The organism is Variovorax sp. YR266 (assembly GCF_900107295.1).
Classification (GTDB): domain Bacteria; phylum Pseudomonadota; class Gammaproteobacteria; order Burkholderiales; family Burkholderiaceae_C; genus Variovorax.
In genome coordinates this window covers 24,371-40,275 of the sequence record NZ_FNPM01000012.1, presented here as the reverse complement: position 1 = coordinate 40,275, position 15,905 = coordinate 24,371, and the positions used below count along the sequence as shown (strand labels likewise).

The following is a 15,905-nucleotide window of genomic DNA, read 5'->3' as shown; positions in this document are numbered from 1 at the left end:
TTGCTGTTCTCCAAAGTTCTGATTGCCAATCGCGGCGAGATTGCGGTGCGCCTGGTGCGCGCGCTGCGCGACCTGGGCATTGCCAGCGTGGCGGTGCATGCGCGCGACGACACGGCAGCGCTGCATGTGCAGCTGGCCGACACAGCAGTCGCGCTCGATGCGACCGGGCCTTCGGCGTATCTCGATGTCGCGGCGCTCATCGCGATGGCCAAGGCGCAGGGCTGCGATGCGGTGCACCCCGGCTATGGCTTTCTCAGTGAGCGTGCCGATTTCGCACAGGCCTGCGCGGACGCCGGCCTCGTCTTCATCGGCCCCACGCCGGAGCAGCTTGGCCTGTTCGGCGACAAGGCCCGCGCACGCGCACTGGCAACGCAATGCGACGTGCCCGTGATGCCTGGCAGCGCCGGCGCAGTGACACTCGCACAGGCGCAGGCCTTCTTCGCCGAGCAGCATGCGCAGGGCGCGGGCGTGATGGTCAAGGCCATCGGCGGCGGCGGCGGGCGCGGCATGCGCGCGGTGCTGAACGCTGAAGAACTGCCCGAGGCGCATGCGCGCTGCATGTCCGAAGCCAAGGCCGCCTTCGGCATCGAGGGCGTATATGTCGAGCGGCTGATGCGCAATGCGCGGCACATCGAAGTGCAGGTGCTGGGCGACGGCCACGCCGTGGCCAGCCTCGGCGAGCGCGAGTGCACGCTGCAGCGGCGCTTTCAGAAACTGGTGGAGATCGCGCCGAGCCCTTCGCTGCCCGAGGCCTTGCGCGCGCAGGTCACGCAGGCTGCGCTGCGCATGGCGAAGACGGTGGGCTATCGCGGCCTCGGCACCTTCGAATTTCTGGTCGATGCGGCATCGACGACGCTGCCCTTCGTCTTCATCGAGGCCAACCCGCGTCTGCAGGTCGAGCACACGGTGACGGAAGCAGTGACGGGGCTGGATCTCGTGCAGCTGCAGATCGCCGTGGCAGCGGGGCAGTCGCTGGGCGAACTTGGTGTTGAACCCGATCGCACCGCACCGCAGCGCGGCTTTGCTGTGCAGTGGCGCATCAACGCGGAGACGCTCGATGCGCAAGGCAACGCGCGGCCTTCGGGCGGCACGCTCGCGCGCTTCGACCTGCCGGCAGGCCCCGGCGTGCGCGTGGACACGCACGGCTACGCGGGCCTCGCGCCCTCGCCGCACTACGACACACTGCTCGCCAAGCTCATCGTGCATTCGCCGTCGCCGCGTTTCGAAGACGCACTGCGCCGATCGCTGCGCGCGCTGGACGAATGCCATATCGACGGCATCGCCACGAATCTGTCGCTGCTGCGCGCCATCGCGTCGCGGCCCGAGTTTGCGACGCAGGCGGTGCATACGCGTTTCGTGGAGGCGCATCTGGGCGATCTGCTGGCGGTTGCGGCAGCGCTTGAAAAGCATGCGAAGAAGACGGTGGTGGCACCCGTAGCGCCAGCGGTCGTCACCGAGGACGACTCCGACGAGCTGACCGTCAAGGCCCCGATGCCAGCCCGCCTCGTGCAGTTCGAAGTTGCCGTCGGCGACGTGCTGCCCGCCGGCGCGCAACTCGGCGTGCTCGAGGCCATGAAGATGGAACACCTGCTGCACGCACCGGTGGCCGGCCGCGTGGTCGCGCTGCTGGCCGAGCCCGGCGACTACCTGGTCGAAGGCCAGTCGCTGCTGCAGCTGGAAGCCGTCGATGCGCAGGCCGTCGAGGTCGAGGCGCGCGCCGAGCACGACCTGGACGCGATCCGCCCTGATCTGCAGAAGGTCATCGACCGCCACGCGCCCACGCTCGACGCCAACCGCAAGGCCGCCGTCGACAAGCGGCACGCACAGGGCGGCCGCACCGCGCGCGAGAACATCGCCGACCTGTGCGACACCGAGTCCGCCCCCGGCAACTTCATCGAATACGGCGCGCTCGCCATCGCTGCGCAGACGCGGCGGCGCACGCTCGAAGACCTGATCGCCAACACGCCCGCGGACGGCATGGTCACGGGCCTGGGCAGCATCAACGCGAAGCAGTTCGGCCCCGAGGTGTCGCGCTGCGCCGTGCTGGCCTACGACTACACCGTGCTGGCCGGCACGCAGGGAATGCGCAATCACCACAAGACCGACCGCCTGCTGGCGGTGGCGCATCAGCTCAAGCTGCCTGTAGTGCTGTTCGCCGAGGGCGGCGGTGGTCGTCCCGGCGACACCGACATGCCGATCGTCGCGGGCCTGAACAACCACACCTTCAGCCAGTTCGCGGCCCTGTCGGGCAAGGTGCCCGTGGTGGGCATCGTGCATGGGCGCTGCTTCGCGGGCAATGCGGCGCTGCTGGGGTGTGCCGACGTGATCATCGCCACCAAGGGCAGCAACATCGGCATGAGCGGCCCCGCGATGATCGAGGGCGGCGGGCTCGGCACCTTCGCGCCCGAGCAGATCGGGCCCAGCAGCGTGCAGTCGCGCAACGGCGTGATCGACATCCTGGTGGAAGACGAAGCTGCTGCCGTCGCTGCTGCCAAGCAATACCTGTCGTACTTCCAGGGCGCGACCATCGACTGGCAATGCGCCGACCCGCGCACGCTGCGCCATGTGGTGCCCGAAAACCGCCTGCGCGTGTACGACGTGCGTGCCGCGATGCGCGGCGTGGCCGACACTGGCTCGCTGCTCGAACTGCGCGCGGGTTTCGGCGCGGGCATCGTCACTGCGCTCGCGCGCATCGAGGGCAGGCCGGTCGGACTGATGGCCAACAACCCGCACCACCTCGGCGGCGCGATCGATGTGGAAGCGGCCGACAAATCCGCGCGATTCATGCAGCTTTGCAATGCGCACGGCCTTCCAATTGTTTCGTTGTGCGACACGCCCGGCTTCATGGTCGGGCCCGAAATCGAGGCGCAGGCACAGGTGCGTCATGTGTGCCGCATGTTCATGGTGGCCTCGCATCTGCGCGTGCCGTTCTTCGCCGTGGTGCTTCGCAAGGGCTACGGACTGGGCGCGCAGGCGATGACTGCGGGCGGCTTCGACGCGCCGGTTTTCACCGTGGCCTGGCCCACCGGCGAATTCGGCGCGATGGGGCTGGAGGGTGCTGTGCGGTTGGGTTTTCGCAAGGAACTGGCCGCTGCACCCGAGGGTGCGGAGCGCGATGCGCTGTTCAAGAAACTCGTCGCGCAGCAGTATGCGAACGGCGAAGCGATCCACATGGCGCAGACGCTGGAAATCGACGCGGTGATCGATCCGGCCGAGACGCGCACCTGGTTGGTGCGTGGCTTGTCTTCTGCCACGAAGGGCTCGAGCGTTGCTGCTCCCTACGTAGACACTTGGTAACCCGGCCTTAGACCTCGTCACGCGCGGGGGAACAGTGGCTCCGTACACTGCGACGCTTTGCGCGCATGAAACTGGTTTCCATTTGGGCAGAGCGCCTGCGCGACGTGACCGTCGCGCACTGGGTGGCAGCCCTTTGCCTCGCAGTGCTGGCCGTCGGCGTGCAGGCTGTGACGCCCGACGACCATCCGCGGCAGCCCGCCGAGGCGCATTGGGTTGCGAGCTGGGCCGTGGCGCCGGTCGATTTCACGGAGATGGCCGCAGCCCCCGGTGGTGCGAACTATTCGTCGCCTGCCGGCAATGACCTGCGCGGGCAGACACTGCGCCAGAAGGTTGAACTGTCGCTGGATGGCGAGCGCATCCGCATCCGCTTCTCGAACCGCTTCGGCAAGACACCGCTGCGCATTGCCGCCGCAAGCGCGGCACGCGGCACCGGCGCCGATGCGTTCTCGCCGACCACGCTGCGCGTGCTGCGCTTCGGCGGCCGCACCACCATGACCGTTGCGCCCGGCGCGGACGCCTGGAGCGACGGCATCGACCTGCCGGTGCAGGCGGGCCAAACGGTGGTCGTGAGCGCCTTCTTCGACCGCACCACGCCGTTTGCCACTGTCTCCATGCTGGAGCCGGGCGCGACATGGGTAGCGCCCGGCAACGCAGTGATGGCACCGAAGCTGAAGAACCCCTCGCCGCTGGTGCTGAACCAGATCGTGACCGGGCTCGACGTGCTCACCACCAAGTCCGTGCGCACCGTCGTGGCCTTCGGCGACTCGATCACGATGGGCACCTCGGAGGGCAACTTCGGGGCCTACCCTGACATGTTGGCCACTCGCTTGCGTGATACGCAGCGCGAAGGGCAAGACGTTGCGGTGCTCAATGCCGGCATTGGCGGCAATCGCCTGCTGGCCAACGGCCTGGGGCCCAGCGGCCTCTCCCGGTTCGAGCTCGATGCGCTGCGGCAGAGCAGCGTGACGCACGCGATCATCCTTATGGGCACCAATGACATCGGCCGCACCCTGTTCGCCAAGGTGCCGGGCGCCGAGCTGAAGCCGCGCGACATGCCGACGGCCGAGCGCATCACCGAGGGGTTGGAGCAACTGGTCAAGCAGGCCCGCGCCAAGGGCGTGAAGGTGCTGCTCGGCACCGTGCCGCCATTCAGGAACACGCCTTACTGGAGCGAGGGCAACGAGGCCATGCGCGAAGCCGTCAACCGCTGGATCCGCGGCCAGCAGGACATCGACGGTGTGGTCGATTTCGATGCGGCATTGCGCGACCCTGCGGACCCGAAGGCGCTGAATCCGCTGTTCGATTCGGGCGACCACCTGCACCCCAACAAGGCCGGCCATGCGGCGATGGCCACGGCCATCGATCTGCGCGAATTGCAGGAGTGAGCGCTCGCCGGGGCGCTCAAAGGCGCTCAAAGGCGAGTCACAGCTTTACACAAGACTTCGTGCATTGCTTACAGGCGGTTCACATGGACTGGGCAGCATGAAGGCTCCTCCAACAACTCATGAGGAGTCCTTCATGAAAAAACTCGCATTGGCTCTTTCCGTCGGCGCTGCATCGCTTCTGTCGGTGGGCGCATTGACTGTTCCCACGGCCGCGCAGGCGCAACCCGTGGTCATACAGGTGGCGCCGCCCCCTCCGCGCTCCGAACGCGTGCCCCCGCCGCGCCGCGGCTATGTGTGGGCGCCGGGGCACTATGAGTGGCGCGGTGGGCGCCATGTATGGACCCGCGGCGTCTGGGTGCGTGCCCGTCCGGGCTATGCCTACCGTGCGCCGGAGTGGCGCGAGGAAGGCGGACGCTGGCAGTACAACGCAGGCCGCTGGGACCGTGACGGCGATGGCGTGCCGAACCGCTACGACCGTCGGCCGAACAACCCGAATCGCAACTGACGCTGACCGGGATGCATGCCTCCCAAGCGGAGGCATGCTTTTTTCGGAGGCCTAGCGGAACACCACCGTGCGGTGCCCGTTCAGCAGCACCCGGTGCTCGCTGTGCCACTTCACTGCACGCGCCAGCACCTGGCTCTCGGTGTCGCGGCCGCGGGCCGTGAGGTCTTCCACGGTGTCGGTGTGGTCGGCGCGGGCCACGTCCTGCTCGATGATCGGGCCTTCGTCGAGGTCGGCCGTCACGTAGTGGGCGGTGGCACCGATCAGCTTCACGCCGCGGTCGTGTGCCTGGTAGTAGGGCTTGGCGCCCTTGAAGCTGGGCAGGAACGAGTGGTGGATGTTGATCGCGCGGCCGGCCAGGTTGCGGCACAGGTTGTCGCTCAGGATCTGCATGTAGCGCGCGAGCACCACGAGTTCGGCGCCTTCGGCCTCGATGATTTCAAGCTCCTTCGCCTCGGCCTGTGCCTTGGTCGCCGCCGTCATCGGGATGTGGTGGAAGGGCACGTTGTAGCTGGCGGCCAGCTGGTAGAAGTCGCGGTGGTTCGAGATGATGGCGCGCACGTCGATGGCGAGCAGGCCGCTCTTCCAGCGGAACAGCAGGTCGTTGAGGCAGTGGCCTTCCTTGCTGACCAGGATGACCGTCTTCATCGGCTCGGCGGCGGCGTGCAGTTGCAGCGTCATGCCGAAGCCGGCGGCGAAGGTCTTCAGCTCTTCGCGCAGCGTGGCTTCGCTTTGGTCGCCGCAGGCGAAGCGCACCCGCATGAAGAAAAGACCCGTGTCGTGGTCGTTGTACTGGGCGGCCTCTTCGATGTTGGCGCCGCGCTCGAGCAGGAAGCCCGACACGGCGTGCACGATGCCCGTCCGGTCGGGGCAGGAGAGGTTCAGGATGTAGGCGGGCGAGGTAGGCGTAGAGGTCGTCATCAGGGCGTGATTGTCGCAGGGGTGCCAGAATCGCGATTTTCCTCGACCACATAACCGCAGGAGACACGCATGGCCTTCCAGGACTTCAACATGGACAACCAGTGGTTGCCCTTCACCCCCAACCGTCACTTCAGGAAAGACCCGCGGGTGTTCGTCGCGGCCGACGGCATGGAGTTCACCACGCACGACGGCAAGAAGGTGATCGACGGCATCTCGTCGCTGTGGTGCGTGGGCGCGGGCCATAACCGCAAGCCCATCAACGAGGCGATCAAGAAGCAGCTCGACACGCTCGACTACGCCACCGCCTTCCAGGTCAGCAACGACAAGGCCTTCAAGGCGGCCGAGATGATCGCCTCGCTTGCGCCCGGCGATCTCAACAAGGTGCTGTTCTGCAACTCGGGCTCCGAAGCTGCCGACACTTCGATGAAGGTGGCTCTGGCCTATCACCGCGCGCGCGGCGAAGGCCACCGCAACGTGTTCATCGGCCGCGAGAAGGGCTACCACGGCGTGGGCTTCGGCGGCATGTCGGTGGGCGGCATTCCGGGCAACCGCAAGGTGTTCGGCTCGGCCTTTTTGCCGCGCGTGGACCACATGCGCTTCATCCATGACCCGGTGAACCACGCCTACATCCACAACGAGGAGCCGGTGTGGGCCGAAGACCCGCTGGTCGAGCTCGAAACCCGCATCCTGCCGCTGCACGACCCGAGCAACATCGCCGCGATCATCGTGGAGCCCGTGGCCGGTTCGGCCGGCTGGTACCTGCCGCCCAAGGGCTACCTGAAGCGCCTGCGCGAGATCTGCGACAAGCACGGCATCCTGCTGATCTTCGACGAGGTCATCACGGGCTTCGGCCGCATGGGCACCAACTTCGCGTCCGACTACTTCGGCGTGGTGCCCGACATGCTGAACTTCGCCAAGTGCGTGACCAACGGCGTCATTCCGCTGGGCGGCGTGATCTGCCGTGACAAGCTATACGACGCGATGATGAAGACCGACGCGCCCGAGCACGTGGTCGAGTTCTTCCACGGCTACACCTACTCGGGCCACCCGGTGGCCTGCGCAGCGGCCATTGCCACGCTCGATCTCTTCAAGGAAGAAAATCTGTTCGCGCGCGCCGGTGAAATGGGCAAGGTGCTGGGCGATGCCTTCCACAGCACCTTCAAGGGCCTGCCCAACGTCATCAGCATCCGCAGCCTCGGCCTTGCCGCAGCGGTGGAGCTTGCGCCCATCGCGGGCACGCCGGGCAAGCGCGCCTATGAAATCTTCCTCGACTGCTTCCACAAGGGCGCGCTGGTGCGGCCAGCGGGCGACGTGCTGGTGATTGCGCCGCCGTACATCGTGGAGAAGTCGCACATCGACACGCTGGTGAACACGCTGGCGGATTCGATCAAGGCACACGCCTGAGCGGGAAGGCAGCGCCGGCGTGAGCCGGAGATCGATGTCCGGATACGGCGAGTGAAGGCGGCGGGGAACGCGCAGCATGTGAATGTTCGCGGCCCTGCCGCCTTCTCTTTTGTGAGGACACGAACATGAAGCTGCAACTGAGCCATCTGGCTTCGCCGATGGGCGAACTTCTGCTGGTCACCGACGCTGCCGGTGCCATTCATGCGCTGGATTTCGCGGACCATCGCGCCCGCCTGCATCGCCTTCTGAGGGAACTTCATGATGAGGTGGAGCTGACCGAAGGCGCCGCGCCGCAAACGGTGGCCGATGCCCTCGATCGCTACTTCAACGGCGATCTCACGGCCATCGAAACGCTGCCCGTCGCAAGGCTGGGCAATGCGCTGCAGCAGCAGGTCTGGGAGGCGCTTCGCCGCATTCCTGCAGGCCGCACGACCAGCTATGGTGAACTGGCGCGGCAACTCGGCTTCGACGATCCGCGCGCGGCCATCGATGTCGGTGCCGCCAACGGGTCGAACCCGATCAGCATCGTCGTGCCGTGCCACCGTGTGATCGGCAAGAACGGAGACCTCAAGGGCTACGCCGGCGGCGTCGCCCGCAAGCGGCATTTGCTGCAGCACGAAGGCGCGCTGCCGGCTGCGGTCGGGAAAGTCGATGAAGCATTTCTTCTGCTTTGACAGAACTCGGCGAGCGCTTCACGCTTCGGTCCTCACTAGAAGAACGGGGGACGAAGATGTCGAAAAACATCGAGCGATGGATGAGCCGGCCACTTCCTGCGGGTCGCCAGGTCGCTCTCGTGATGGTGACGCTCGGCTCTGTCACCGCCTGGTTGTTGTTCTGGTTCGGCGACTAGCCTGACCTGCTGACGCGCACACCTGCATGCGCGCCTGCGACCCCTGCGGCCTGCGCGAGCCCTTGGGTTGCCCTCCTCATTTCTACCGGTTCCCGGGATACCTCCTACCGGTTCCCGGGATACCGGCCGTGGCCGTCGATCCCTAGCATCCCCTCCCGAAACGTAGCACTTATGAGTTCATCAAGTGCGTCTTCCAGAGAGGGACCGTCATGCAACGTGTATTTCTTATGGCACTGGTGTGTGCGCCTTTGGCTGCGCTCGCCAACAACGTCGGCGAGAACGCCGCATGGCAGTTCCAGACCAGCACCGACAAGGTGAACCAGGCCGCGATCCAGGACATGATCCGCAAGCAGAAGAGCGGCTACTACTCGGCGCCGGTCTACAACACGACCAACAACATCGGTCGCCAGTACAACTGCAACGTCTCCGCGACCTCCACGGGCAACGACGGCAACAACAGCACGGTCGCGAATTCGCCTTCCACTTCGGGCGCGACTTCGAATGCCTCGGGCAATGACAGCCGCACCGCGGTAGGCACCCTCGGCGGCGCGACGGTAGGCACCACGCAAGCCAACTCCGGCGCGGTCGGCTCGGCCATCGTGGGCGGCACCAGCACGCAGGTGCAGGGAGCGGCCAACCAGGCTCTGAACTCGAATCAGAGCAACTCGGGTGCGCAGACCGCGAGCGTCGGCGGCAGCTCGGCGTGCGCGTTCGGCGTGCTCAATTGAACGGGGGCACGCGACATGCAATACCCCATCACCCGCACCTTCGCGCTCGCAGCCATCGCCACGGTGGCGCTCGCCGGTTGCGTCTCCGCTCCGCAGCAACGCTTTGCGCCCAACGAGGCACCCGTGGTGCTCGGCCCCTCGGTGCGCGACAACATCACGCCGATGGAGGCGGTGCTCGCCTGCTACGCCGACCACATCGCGGCCACGCGGCGTCCGCCCATCGTCATCGGCGTGGGCGACGTGAAGGACTACACCGGCAAGTACAGCATCAACGAAGGCAACGCGATCACGCAGGGCGGCGCGCTGATGGTGTATTCGGCACTCGGCAAGCTCGGCGGCGCAGTGAGCATCGCCGAGCGCTTCGACCCGGTGATCGCCGAGCGTGAGCTCGCGTACGCCGACCGCCGCCAGCTCGGTGACGGCCGCACGCACCAGGTAGGCGGCCCCAACGGCGGCCAGGCGGTGCCGTGGCTGCCGTACTTCGGCGGCACGATCAACAAGTCTGATTACTTCATCGTCGGCGGCATCACCGAGCTCAACTACAACATCAACTCGGGCGGCGCGGAGTTCGCGGTGAACCAGGTGGGCGTGAAGGCGCGCACCTTCAGCCAGTCGGTGAGCGTGGACCTGCGCATCGTCGACACCAAGTCGCTGATGGTGGTGCGCACGGTGAGCCTCACCAAGCAGTTCAACGGCTACGAAGTGGGCCTGAACGTGTTCCGCTTTTTCGGCAGCAAACTGTACGACGTGGACATCGGCGCCAAAGGCCAGGAGCCTGTGCAGATGGGCGTGCGCGCGGCGCTGGAAGAGGGAGTGGTGCGGCTCATGGCGGCCGTCACGCAGGTCGACCACCGGCCTTGCATGACGATGCGCCCGGGCGCCGGCGAGCAGATTCCTGTCGTGCCCGCGGCCGACCTGCGCAAGGTCGACAACCCGGGCGATGCCACCGTGGGCGGCGCAGCCGTGACTTCGCCCGTGGTGCAGAGCGGCGTGGCCGTCAATGCCGCGGGGCAGGGCGGCGCGCGCCTCACGGGCACGGCGACGCAGGTGTCCTTCGACTTCGGCGCGACCACGCTCGGCGGCAGCTCGCTTGCGCTGATCGACCAGATCGCGGGCCTGGCCAAGAAGGGCTCGACCGACATCGTGCTGGTGGCGCGCGACACCGAGAACTGGGACGCCCGCAAGCGCGACGAGCTCACCGACCAGCGCATCGCTGCCGTCACCTCGGCCCTTGCCAACCGCGGCGTGGCACCGGGCGCCATCAGCCTCACATGGCGGCCCGATGCCGCCGACACGTCGATCCACCGCGACGGCCCGGGCCTGCAGGAGATCGCCAAGCTGCGTATCGGCAGCGCGGTGGTCGGCGGCGCCACGCCAACCTCTTCTTCCGACGGCGCAGTCAAGGGCGACTGACCTGCCGTTCCGCGCGCATCGCGCATCCACTTTCCGACCCAGACCGCTTCCACAACATCCGAGGAGTCACGCATGAATGCACGCAAGATCCAGAGCCGGGCCGTACGCGCGCCCATGTTCAGCCGCAGCAGCATCGGCACGGCCGTCGCGATGGCGCTGATTGCAGCAGCCTCCGGCGCACAAGCCGCGGAGACCTCGGTCGACGCTGCCTACAACGGCACCGCCACCGGCACGCCGACGGTGAACTCGGACATCAACAACACCGGGGCCGTCAACGCCACCATCACCAGCGCCACCGTGGGCACGACCTCCACCGGCACGCCGCTGAATCCCAACCCGGTGGCGATGAGCACCAGCGGCAACCTGGTCGGCGCGAGCGCCACCGGCAACAGCTTTGCCAACAGCATCCAGCCGGCGCTCGGCACGCCGGTGAACAACGCCGCCACGCTGGGCGTGGCGACCAACACCGGCGTGATCAACAGCGCAGTGAGCAGCAGCAAGCTGGCGGTGGAATCGAGCACGCTGCAGACCGCCAGCGTGGTCAACGCGGACAACACCATCTCGGCCACCACCACGCTCAACAGCGGCAGCTCGGTGGTCTCGGGCGCCGCCGCGGTCGGCGCCTCGCCGCAGGCCGGCACCTCGGTGCTGACCTATCCGGCGGGCGCACCGCTGTTCGATGCCAAGGGCAACATCGTAGTGACCTCGCTGCAGTCGGCCACGGGCGCGAGCTCCAGCGCGCAGGTGCTGGGCAACACGGTCGACCTGATGCTGACGGCGAGCCCGGGCATCACGCTGACGACGGCAGCCGTGCTCGAACGCAATTCGATCTCCGCGGTGCTCAAGGCCAACAGCGCCACCAGCACGGCCGAAATCCAGTCGGGCGGCGCGCCGGCCTTCGCGGGCTCGGCGGTGGTCGCGAACCTGCAGGCGAACGGCAACGGCATCCTCGCCGCCACGCACAGCGCAACCAATACGGGCTCGGTGATCACGGGTCTCGTGAGCGGCGTGCCTGCCGGCGGCTCCAACGTGCTGCAGGGCTCGCTGTCGGTGCGGGGCAATGCGATCTCCAGCGCGGCCACGGGCAACGAGGCGCTGGGCGCCACCGCCGGCACGGCGGGCAACCGCATCCTGATCGACGACGTGACCATCGCGGGCACTGGCACGGCAGCCACCGCGGCCAACAACAGCATCCACAACGGCGTGGGCGTGACCAGCAACGTCAACAGCGACCTGGCCATCGTCAACAGCCAGGGCAACATCGGCGTGACCACCTTCGCCCAGACCGCGGGCGCACAGATCCTGGCCGGCGTGCAGTCGAGCAAGAACAGCCAGGTCACGCTCGCGGACAACAGCATCACGGCGGACGCCACCGGCAACACGGCGTCGAGCGCGATCGCCAGCGGCAAGAACGCGGCTTCGTTCACCGGCACGGCGGCGGTGTCGAACCAGCAGGCCAACTCGGCGGCACCGCTGACGGCGTTCCTGCTCCCGTCGGTCATCTCGGCGCAGACGGGCGAGTCGCCCGGCACGGGGCAGACCAGCGGCAGCTCGGTCACCGTGTCCGGCAACACATCGGCGGCCACCGCGCAGGGCAACCAGATCACGCAGAGCCTGGCGATCCAGGCAGCCACGGTAGCGCTGGGCAACGGCAACGCCGTGCTCACGGGCGGCACCAACTCCGACGGGCGCGTGTCCGCCAGCGGCGCGGCGACGCTCACCAACCTGCAGGGCAACTACAACGGCAGCGGCCCCGCGGCGCTCAACTTCGGCTCGCAGATCCTGCTGACCGCCAGCGGTGGCGGCGCACCGGTCGCGAACAACACGCTGGCGCTGACCGACAACCGGCAGGAAGCCGTGGCGCTCGGCAGCGGGGCCACCAACACGCTCACGCTCAGCGGCAACTCGGTCGGCACGGGCGCGGGCATCGCGAGCGTGCAGATGTCCGATGCGACTTCCGGTGCCGGCGCGGCGCTGTTCGCTCCTGAAGCGCGCATCACGGTGAACGGCAACCTCACGGGCGGCTCGGTCGCGCTCACCGACAACCTGCAGCGCGCCATTGCATACGGCAACTCGGCGACGAACACGCTGGGCGTGAGCGCGGGCAACCTGGCCGCGGCGCCAGGCCCGTTCCTGGGCGCACCGGCCTCGACCGTCACGGTCGATGTGCTCAGCGGACTGCCGTTCAGCAACGCGGCCGGCGCCCTGCCGACGGTGACTGCGGCCTACGGCATCCTGAACGACCAGTCGGTGCAGGGGAACATCGGCAGCTCGGCGACCGGCTCCAACACCTTTGCGGCGAACGTCAACGGCAATGTCTCGGGCGCCAGCGTCGCGAACAGCGACAACGCCTTCGTCGCAGCCACCTACGGCAACGACGCAGCCAGCGGCGTGACGCTGGGCCTGAACAACGTGAGCGGCTCGAATGCCTCGATCGCCAACGTCACCAACACGCAGGCTGTGGCGGGCACCAACACCGTCATCTCCGCCATCGCGGCCGGCGGCATCGTGGCGCGCACCACGGTCACGGGCACGCTGAGCAACGGCTCGGTGTCCAGCTCGGACAACGCGGCGCAGGCACTGGCCTACGGCAGCCGCGCCACCGGCAACACGGTGAAGGTGACGGGCAACAACATCGACACCTCCGGCCTCTCGCTGGCGGGTGCGACGCTGACGGGCAACGTGCTCGCCACCACCGCCGCCTTCAGCGTGCAGAACGCGCAGTCGGGCCAGGGCACGGTGTCGGCGCAACGCAGCGGCGGGCCTGAAGTGCAGACCACCGTCACCGGTGCCATCAGCAACTCGAAGGTGGACGCCAGCGGCAACACCACGCTGGCTGGCGCGACCAGCAACAGCGCCGTCAACGGCGTGAGCGTGGATGCAGTCGGCGTATCGACCACCACCGCAGTGCAGAACCTGCAGCTCACCAGTGCGGCGGTCAGCTCGCTGACCGGGCAGGAAGGCGCGCTGCTCAACAACAAGGACGGCGTGCAGGTGGTACTGGGCGGCGCGAGCATCCAGAACTCGCAGGTCACCGTGGACGGCAACGCCGCCGGCGGCTCGGCCACGGGCAACGCTGCCGTCAATCGCATCGACGTGAAAGGCAACACCATCGCCGTGGGCGACGGCTTGCCGCTTGCCGGTGCGACCAGCCTCGCGGGCCTGGCAGGTGCGGTCGGCGACCATGCGCTGTCGAGCATCCAGCTGGTGACGAGCCCGACGATCTCTTCCAAGGTGGCGGCCGCCTTCGGTGTCGACACTGCGGTCGGCGCGGTGATCTCCGGATCGACGCTGAGTGCCTCCGGCAACACGCAGAGCGCGAAGGCCGTGGCCAACACGGGCAGCAACGCCATCACGCTCGCGGCCACCGATGTGTCGGCCCGCTCCGCGCTGCTGTCTGCACAGGGCAGCACGGCGGCGGTGGAGTCGCGCTCGTTCATGCAGGCCTTTGCGCCGGCCTCGGTGACGGGCTCGTCGGTGAAGCTCTCGAACAACAGCAACTCGGCGCTGAGCGTGATCAACGACGTGGACAACAAGGTCGCCGTTGCGGGCGGCTCGTCTGTCGCATCCTTCGTTCCCGCGATCATTCTTCAGGGGGCGCTGCCCGGCAACACCGCGGCGCTGGGCGACCAGGTGCTGGTGAACCGCCAGTCGGCCGGAACCTCGGCCACCAGCACCGCCGACACCGCGATCTACAACGAAGACAGCCTGGTGCCCGCCAACGCAGGCCTGGTCAACAGCAGCTTCACCGCCTCGGGCAACTCGACGTCCTCGGAAGCAGCGGCCAACCGCGCTACCAACGCTGCCTCGCTGACCGGCGGCGCATCGCAGTCGGCCAAGACTGCGGTGCTGAATGCGCAGGACAGCAACGCAACCGTGGCAGCCAACGCCAACAACGTGACCAGGCTCACGTTGACCGGCCCCAACGCGCTCACCGGCAGCAGCGCCACGCTCGACGGCAACATCACCAGCGCAGCCGCCACCGGCAGCGCTGCCACCAACAGCATCGACGTGAAGAGCAGCACCATCGCCGGCAGCACGCCGCTGCCGGCCGTGGCCGCAGCCGGCCCGGCGCTGTTGGTGACAGTGACGGCAGACCACGCACTGGCCAACGTGCAGATGGGCACCGGGCCTGTGTCGGCCACCGCGACGGGCATCGTGGGCATCGACACGGCACCGGCATCCATCGTCGGTACCTCGACGCTGGGCGTGACGAACAACGGCCAGAGCGCGAAGGCCGTGGCCAACACGGCGCTCAACAGCGTGACGCTCGCGGGCTCCAACGTTGGCGCGCGCTCGGCGCTGCAGTCGACGCAGTCGGGCACCGCCGCGGTGACGGCAACGTCCACGCAGGAGCTGTTTGCACCGGCCGCATCCACCGCCTCGACAGTGCGCCTCTCGGGCAACAGCAATACGGCGCTGGGCGTGATGAACGACGCGACCAACACGCTGAGCGTGAGCGCGGTCAACACCCTGCCGCCGGGCGCGACGGGTTCGGCCACGCTGAACGAGACCGGCAGCGCCGACAACGTGGTGGCCACCGGCGACCACGTGCTGTCGAACCGCCAGTCGGCCGCATCGACCGTCAGCAGCACGGCCAATACGTCGATCCACAACGACGACAACGCCGCACCCACGCCGGGGCTGATCAACGGCGCGCTCACCATCTCGGGCAACAGCACCTTTGCAGAGGCTTCGGCCAACCGCGCGACCAACACCGCCACGGTGGCGAGCAGCGCGACGCAGGGGGCCAGCGTCGGCATCGTCAATGTGCAGGGCAGCACGGCCGGCGTGACGGCGACGGCCAGCACGGTGGCGAATGCGACGCTGGCGGGCGCGGTGCCGCTCAACGGCAGCAGCGTCTCGCTCGACGGCAACACCACCGTTGCCCTGGCGCGCGGCAATGCGGCGACCAACGTGCTCGAATCCAGCGGCGGCAGCAGCTACGGCGGCGCGGCGACGGTGGGTTCGTCGAGCCTGGTGGGTACGCCGCTGGCGCTCAACGTCGGTGCGAGCGCGGCCATTCTCAACAGCCAAAGCAACTCGGGCGCGGTGTCGGCAACCAGCGTGGGCACGAGCTACCAGGTGGCGCTCAACAGCACCGGGGCTGGCGTGTCGAGCGGCTCGGTCGGCGTCACGGGCAACGCACTGGCGGCGCAGGCCGTCGGTAACAGCGCGACCAACCGCTTGACGCAGACGGCGCTGAACACCGGCGCGCCGAGCGCGGCCATCGGCAACTACCAGGTCAACACCGGCGCGGTGACGGCCACGGTGACGAGCGTGAACTTCGGGGTCGGCGTGTCGGGCGCTGTGGGCAACAGCACGCTGCGCACCACGGGCAACCAGATCACGGCATCGGCCGCGGGCAACTCGGCGGTGTCGGCGATTACCTCGCGCTGAGCTGC

The 15,905-nt window shown here is 67.9% G+C and carries 9 protein-coding genes; 8 read left to right on the top strand and 1 reads right to left on the bottom strand.

All coding sequences use genetic code 11. From position 1 onward, the window contains the following. Positions 1 to 3: 3 nt before the first annotated feature. The 3 genes from BLW48_RS26495 to BLW48_RS26485 all read left to right on the top strand — a co-directional run bounded on the left by BLW48_RS26495 (position 4) and on the right by BLW48_RS26485 (position 5,187). Positions 4 to 3,297, top strand: a complete 3,294-nt coding sequence (locus BLW48_RS26495; RefSeq protein WP_093178560.1) for a carboxyl transferase domain-containing protein — start codon at positions 4 to 6, stop codon at positions 3,295 to 3,297. Positions 3,298 to 3,362: 65 nt separating this feature from the next. Next, positions 3,363 to 4,682, top strand: coding sequence for an SGNH/GDSL hydrolase family protein (locus tag BLW48_RS26490; protein ID WP_093057658.1), 1,320 nt, complete (start codon positions 3,363 to 3,365; stop codon positions 4,680 to 4,682). A gap of 133 nt (positions 4,683 to 4,815) precedes the next feature. Next, a complete protein-coding gene (locus BLW48_RS26485) occupies positions 4,816 to 5,187 on the top strand; it encodes a YXWGXW repeat-containing protein (protein ID WP_093057657.1) in 372 nt (123 codons plus the stop codon). 51 nt (positions 5,188 to 5,238) lie between these two features. Here the strand turns inward: BLW48_RS26485 and purU are convergent, their stop codons facing one another. Continuing rightward, on the bottom strand, positions 5,239 to 6,105 hold the full coding sequence (gene purU, locus BLW48_RS26480; protein ID WP_093178427.1) for a formyltetrahydrofolate deformylase: 867 nt from the start codon (positions 6,103 to 6,105) through the stop codon (positions 5,239 to 5,241). 69 nt (positions 6,106 to 6,174) lie between these two features. Between purU and BLW48_RS26475 the strand changes: the two genes are divergently transcribed. From BLW48_RS26475 to BLW48_RS26455, 5 genes are all read left to right on the top strand, one after another. Beyond that, the gene (locus BLW48_RS26475; RefSeq protein WP_093178426.1) at positions 6,175 to 7,509 is read left to right on the top strand and encodes an omega-aminotransferase AptA; all 1,335 of its coding nucleotides are present in this window, start codon (positions 6,175 to 6,177) and stop codon (positions 7,507 to 7,509) included. Between the two features lie 125 nt (positions 7,510 to 7,634). Further along, positions 7,635 to 8,183, top strand: a complete 549-nt coding sequence (locus BLW48_RS26470) for a methylated-DNA--[protein]-cysteine S-methyltransferase (RefSeq protein ID WP_093178424.1) — start codon at positions 7,635 to 7,637, stop codon at positions 8,181 to 8,183. Between the two features lie 385 nt (positions 8,184 to 8,568). After that, the gene (locus tag BLW48_RS26465) at positions 8,569 to 9,087 is read left to right on the top strand and encodes a hypothetical protein (protein WP_256216883.1); all 519 of its coding nucleotides are present in this window, start codon (positions 8,569 to 8,571) and stop codon (positions 9,085 to 9,087) included. 15 nt (positions 9,088 to 9,102) lie between these two features. Next, positions 9,103 to 10,500: a CsgG/HfaB family protein gene (locus BLW48_RS26460; protein ID WP_093178422.1), complete on the top strand. Its 1,398-nt coding sequence runs from the start codon at positions 9,103 to 9,105 to the stop codon at positions 10,498 to 10,500. Positions 10,501 to 10,572: 72 nt separating this feature from the next. Then, entirely contained in the window at positions 10,573 to 15,900 is a 5,328-nt protein-coding gene (locus tag BLW48_RS26455) for a beta strand repeat-containing protein (protein ID WP_093178421.1), read from the top strand. The last annotated feature ends 5 nt before the right edge of the window (positions 15,901 to 15,905 follow it).

Bases quoted from the DNA above. Each gene is read 5' to 3' on its own strand.
- BLW48_RS26460 (WP_093178422.1), top strand. From the start codon at position 9,103: ATGCAATACCCCATCACCCGCACCTTCGCGCTCGCAGCCATCGCCACG.
- BLW48_RS26485 (WP_093057657.1), top strand. From the start codon at position 4,816: ATGAAAAAACTCGCATTGGCTCTTTCCGTCGGCGCTGCATCGCTTCTG.
- BLW48_RS26455 (WP_093178421.1), top strand. From the start codon at position 10,573: ATGAATGCACGCAAGATCCAGAGCCGGGCCGTACGCGCGCCCATGTTC.
- purU (WP_093178427.1), bottom strand. From the start codon at position 6,105: ATGACGACCTCTACGCCTACCTCGCCCGCCTACATCCTGAACCTCTCC.
- BLW48_RS26470 (WP_093178424.1), top strand. From the start codon at position 7,635: ATGAAGCTGCAACTGAGCCATCTGGCTTCGCCGATGGGCGAACTTCTG.
- BLW48_RS26490 (WP_093057658.1), top strand. From the start codon at position 3,363: ATGAAACTGGTTTCCATTTGGGCAGAGCGCCTGCGCGACGTGACCGTC.
- BLW48_RS26465 (WP_256216883.1), top strand. From the start codon at position 8,569: ATGCAACGTGTATTTCTTATGGCACTGGTGTGTGCGCCTTTGGCTGCG.
- BLW48_RS26475 (WP_093178426.1), top strand. From the start codon at position 6,175: ATGGCCTTCCAGGACTTCAACATGGACAACCAGTGGTTGCCCTTCACC.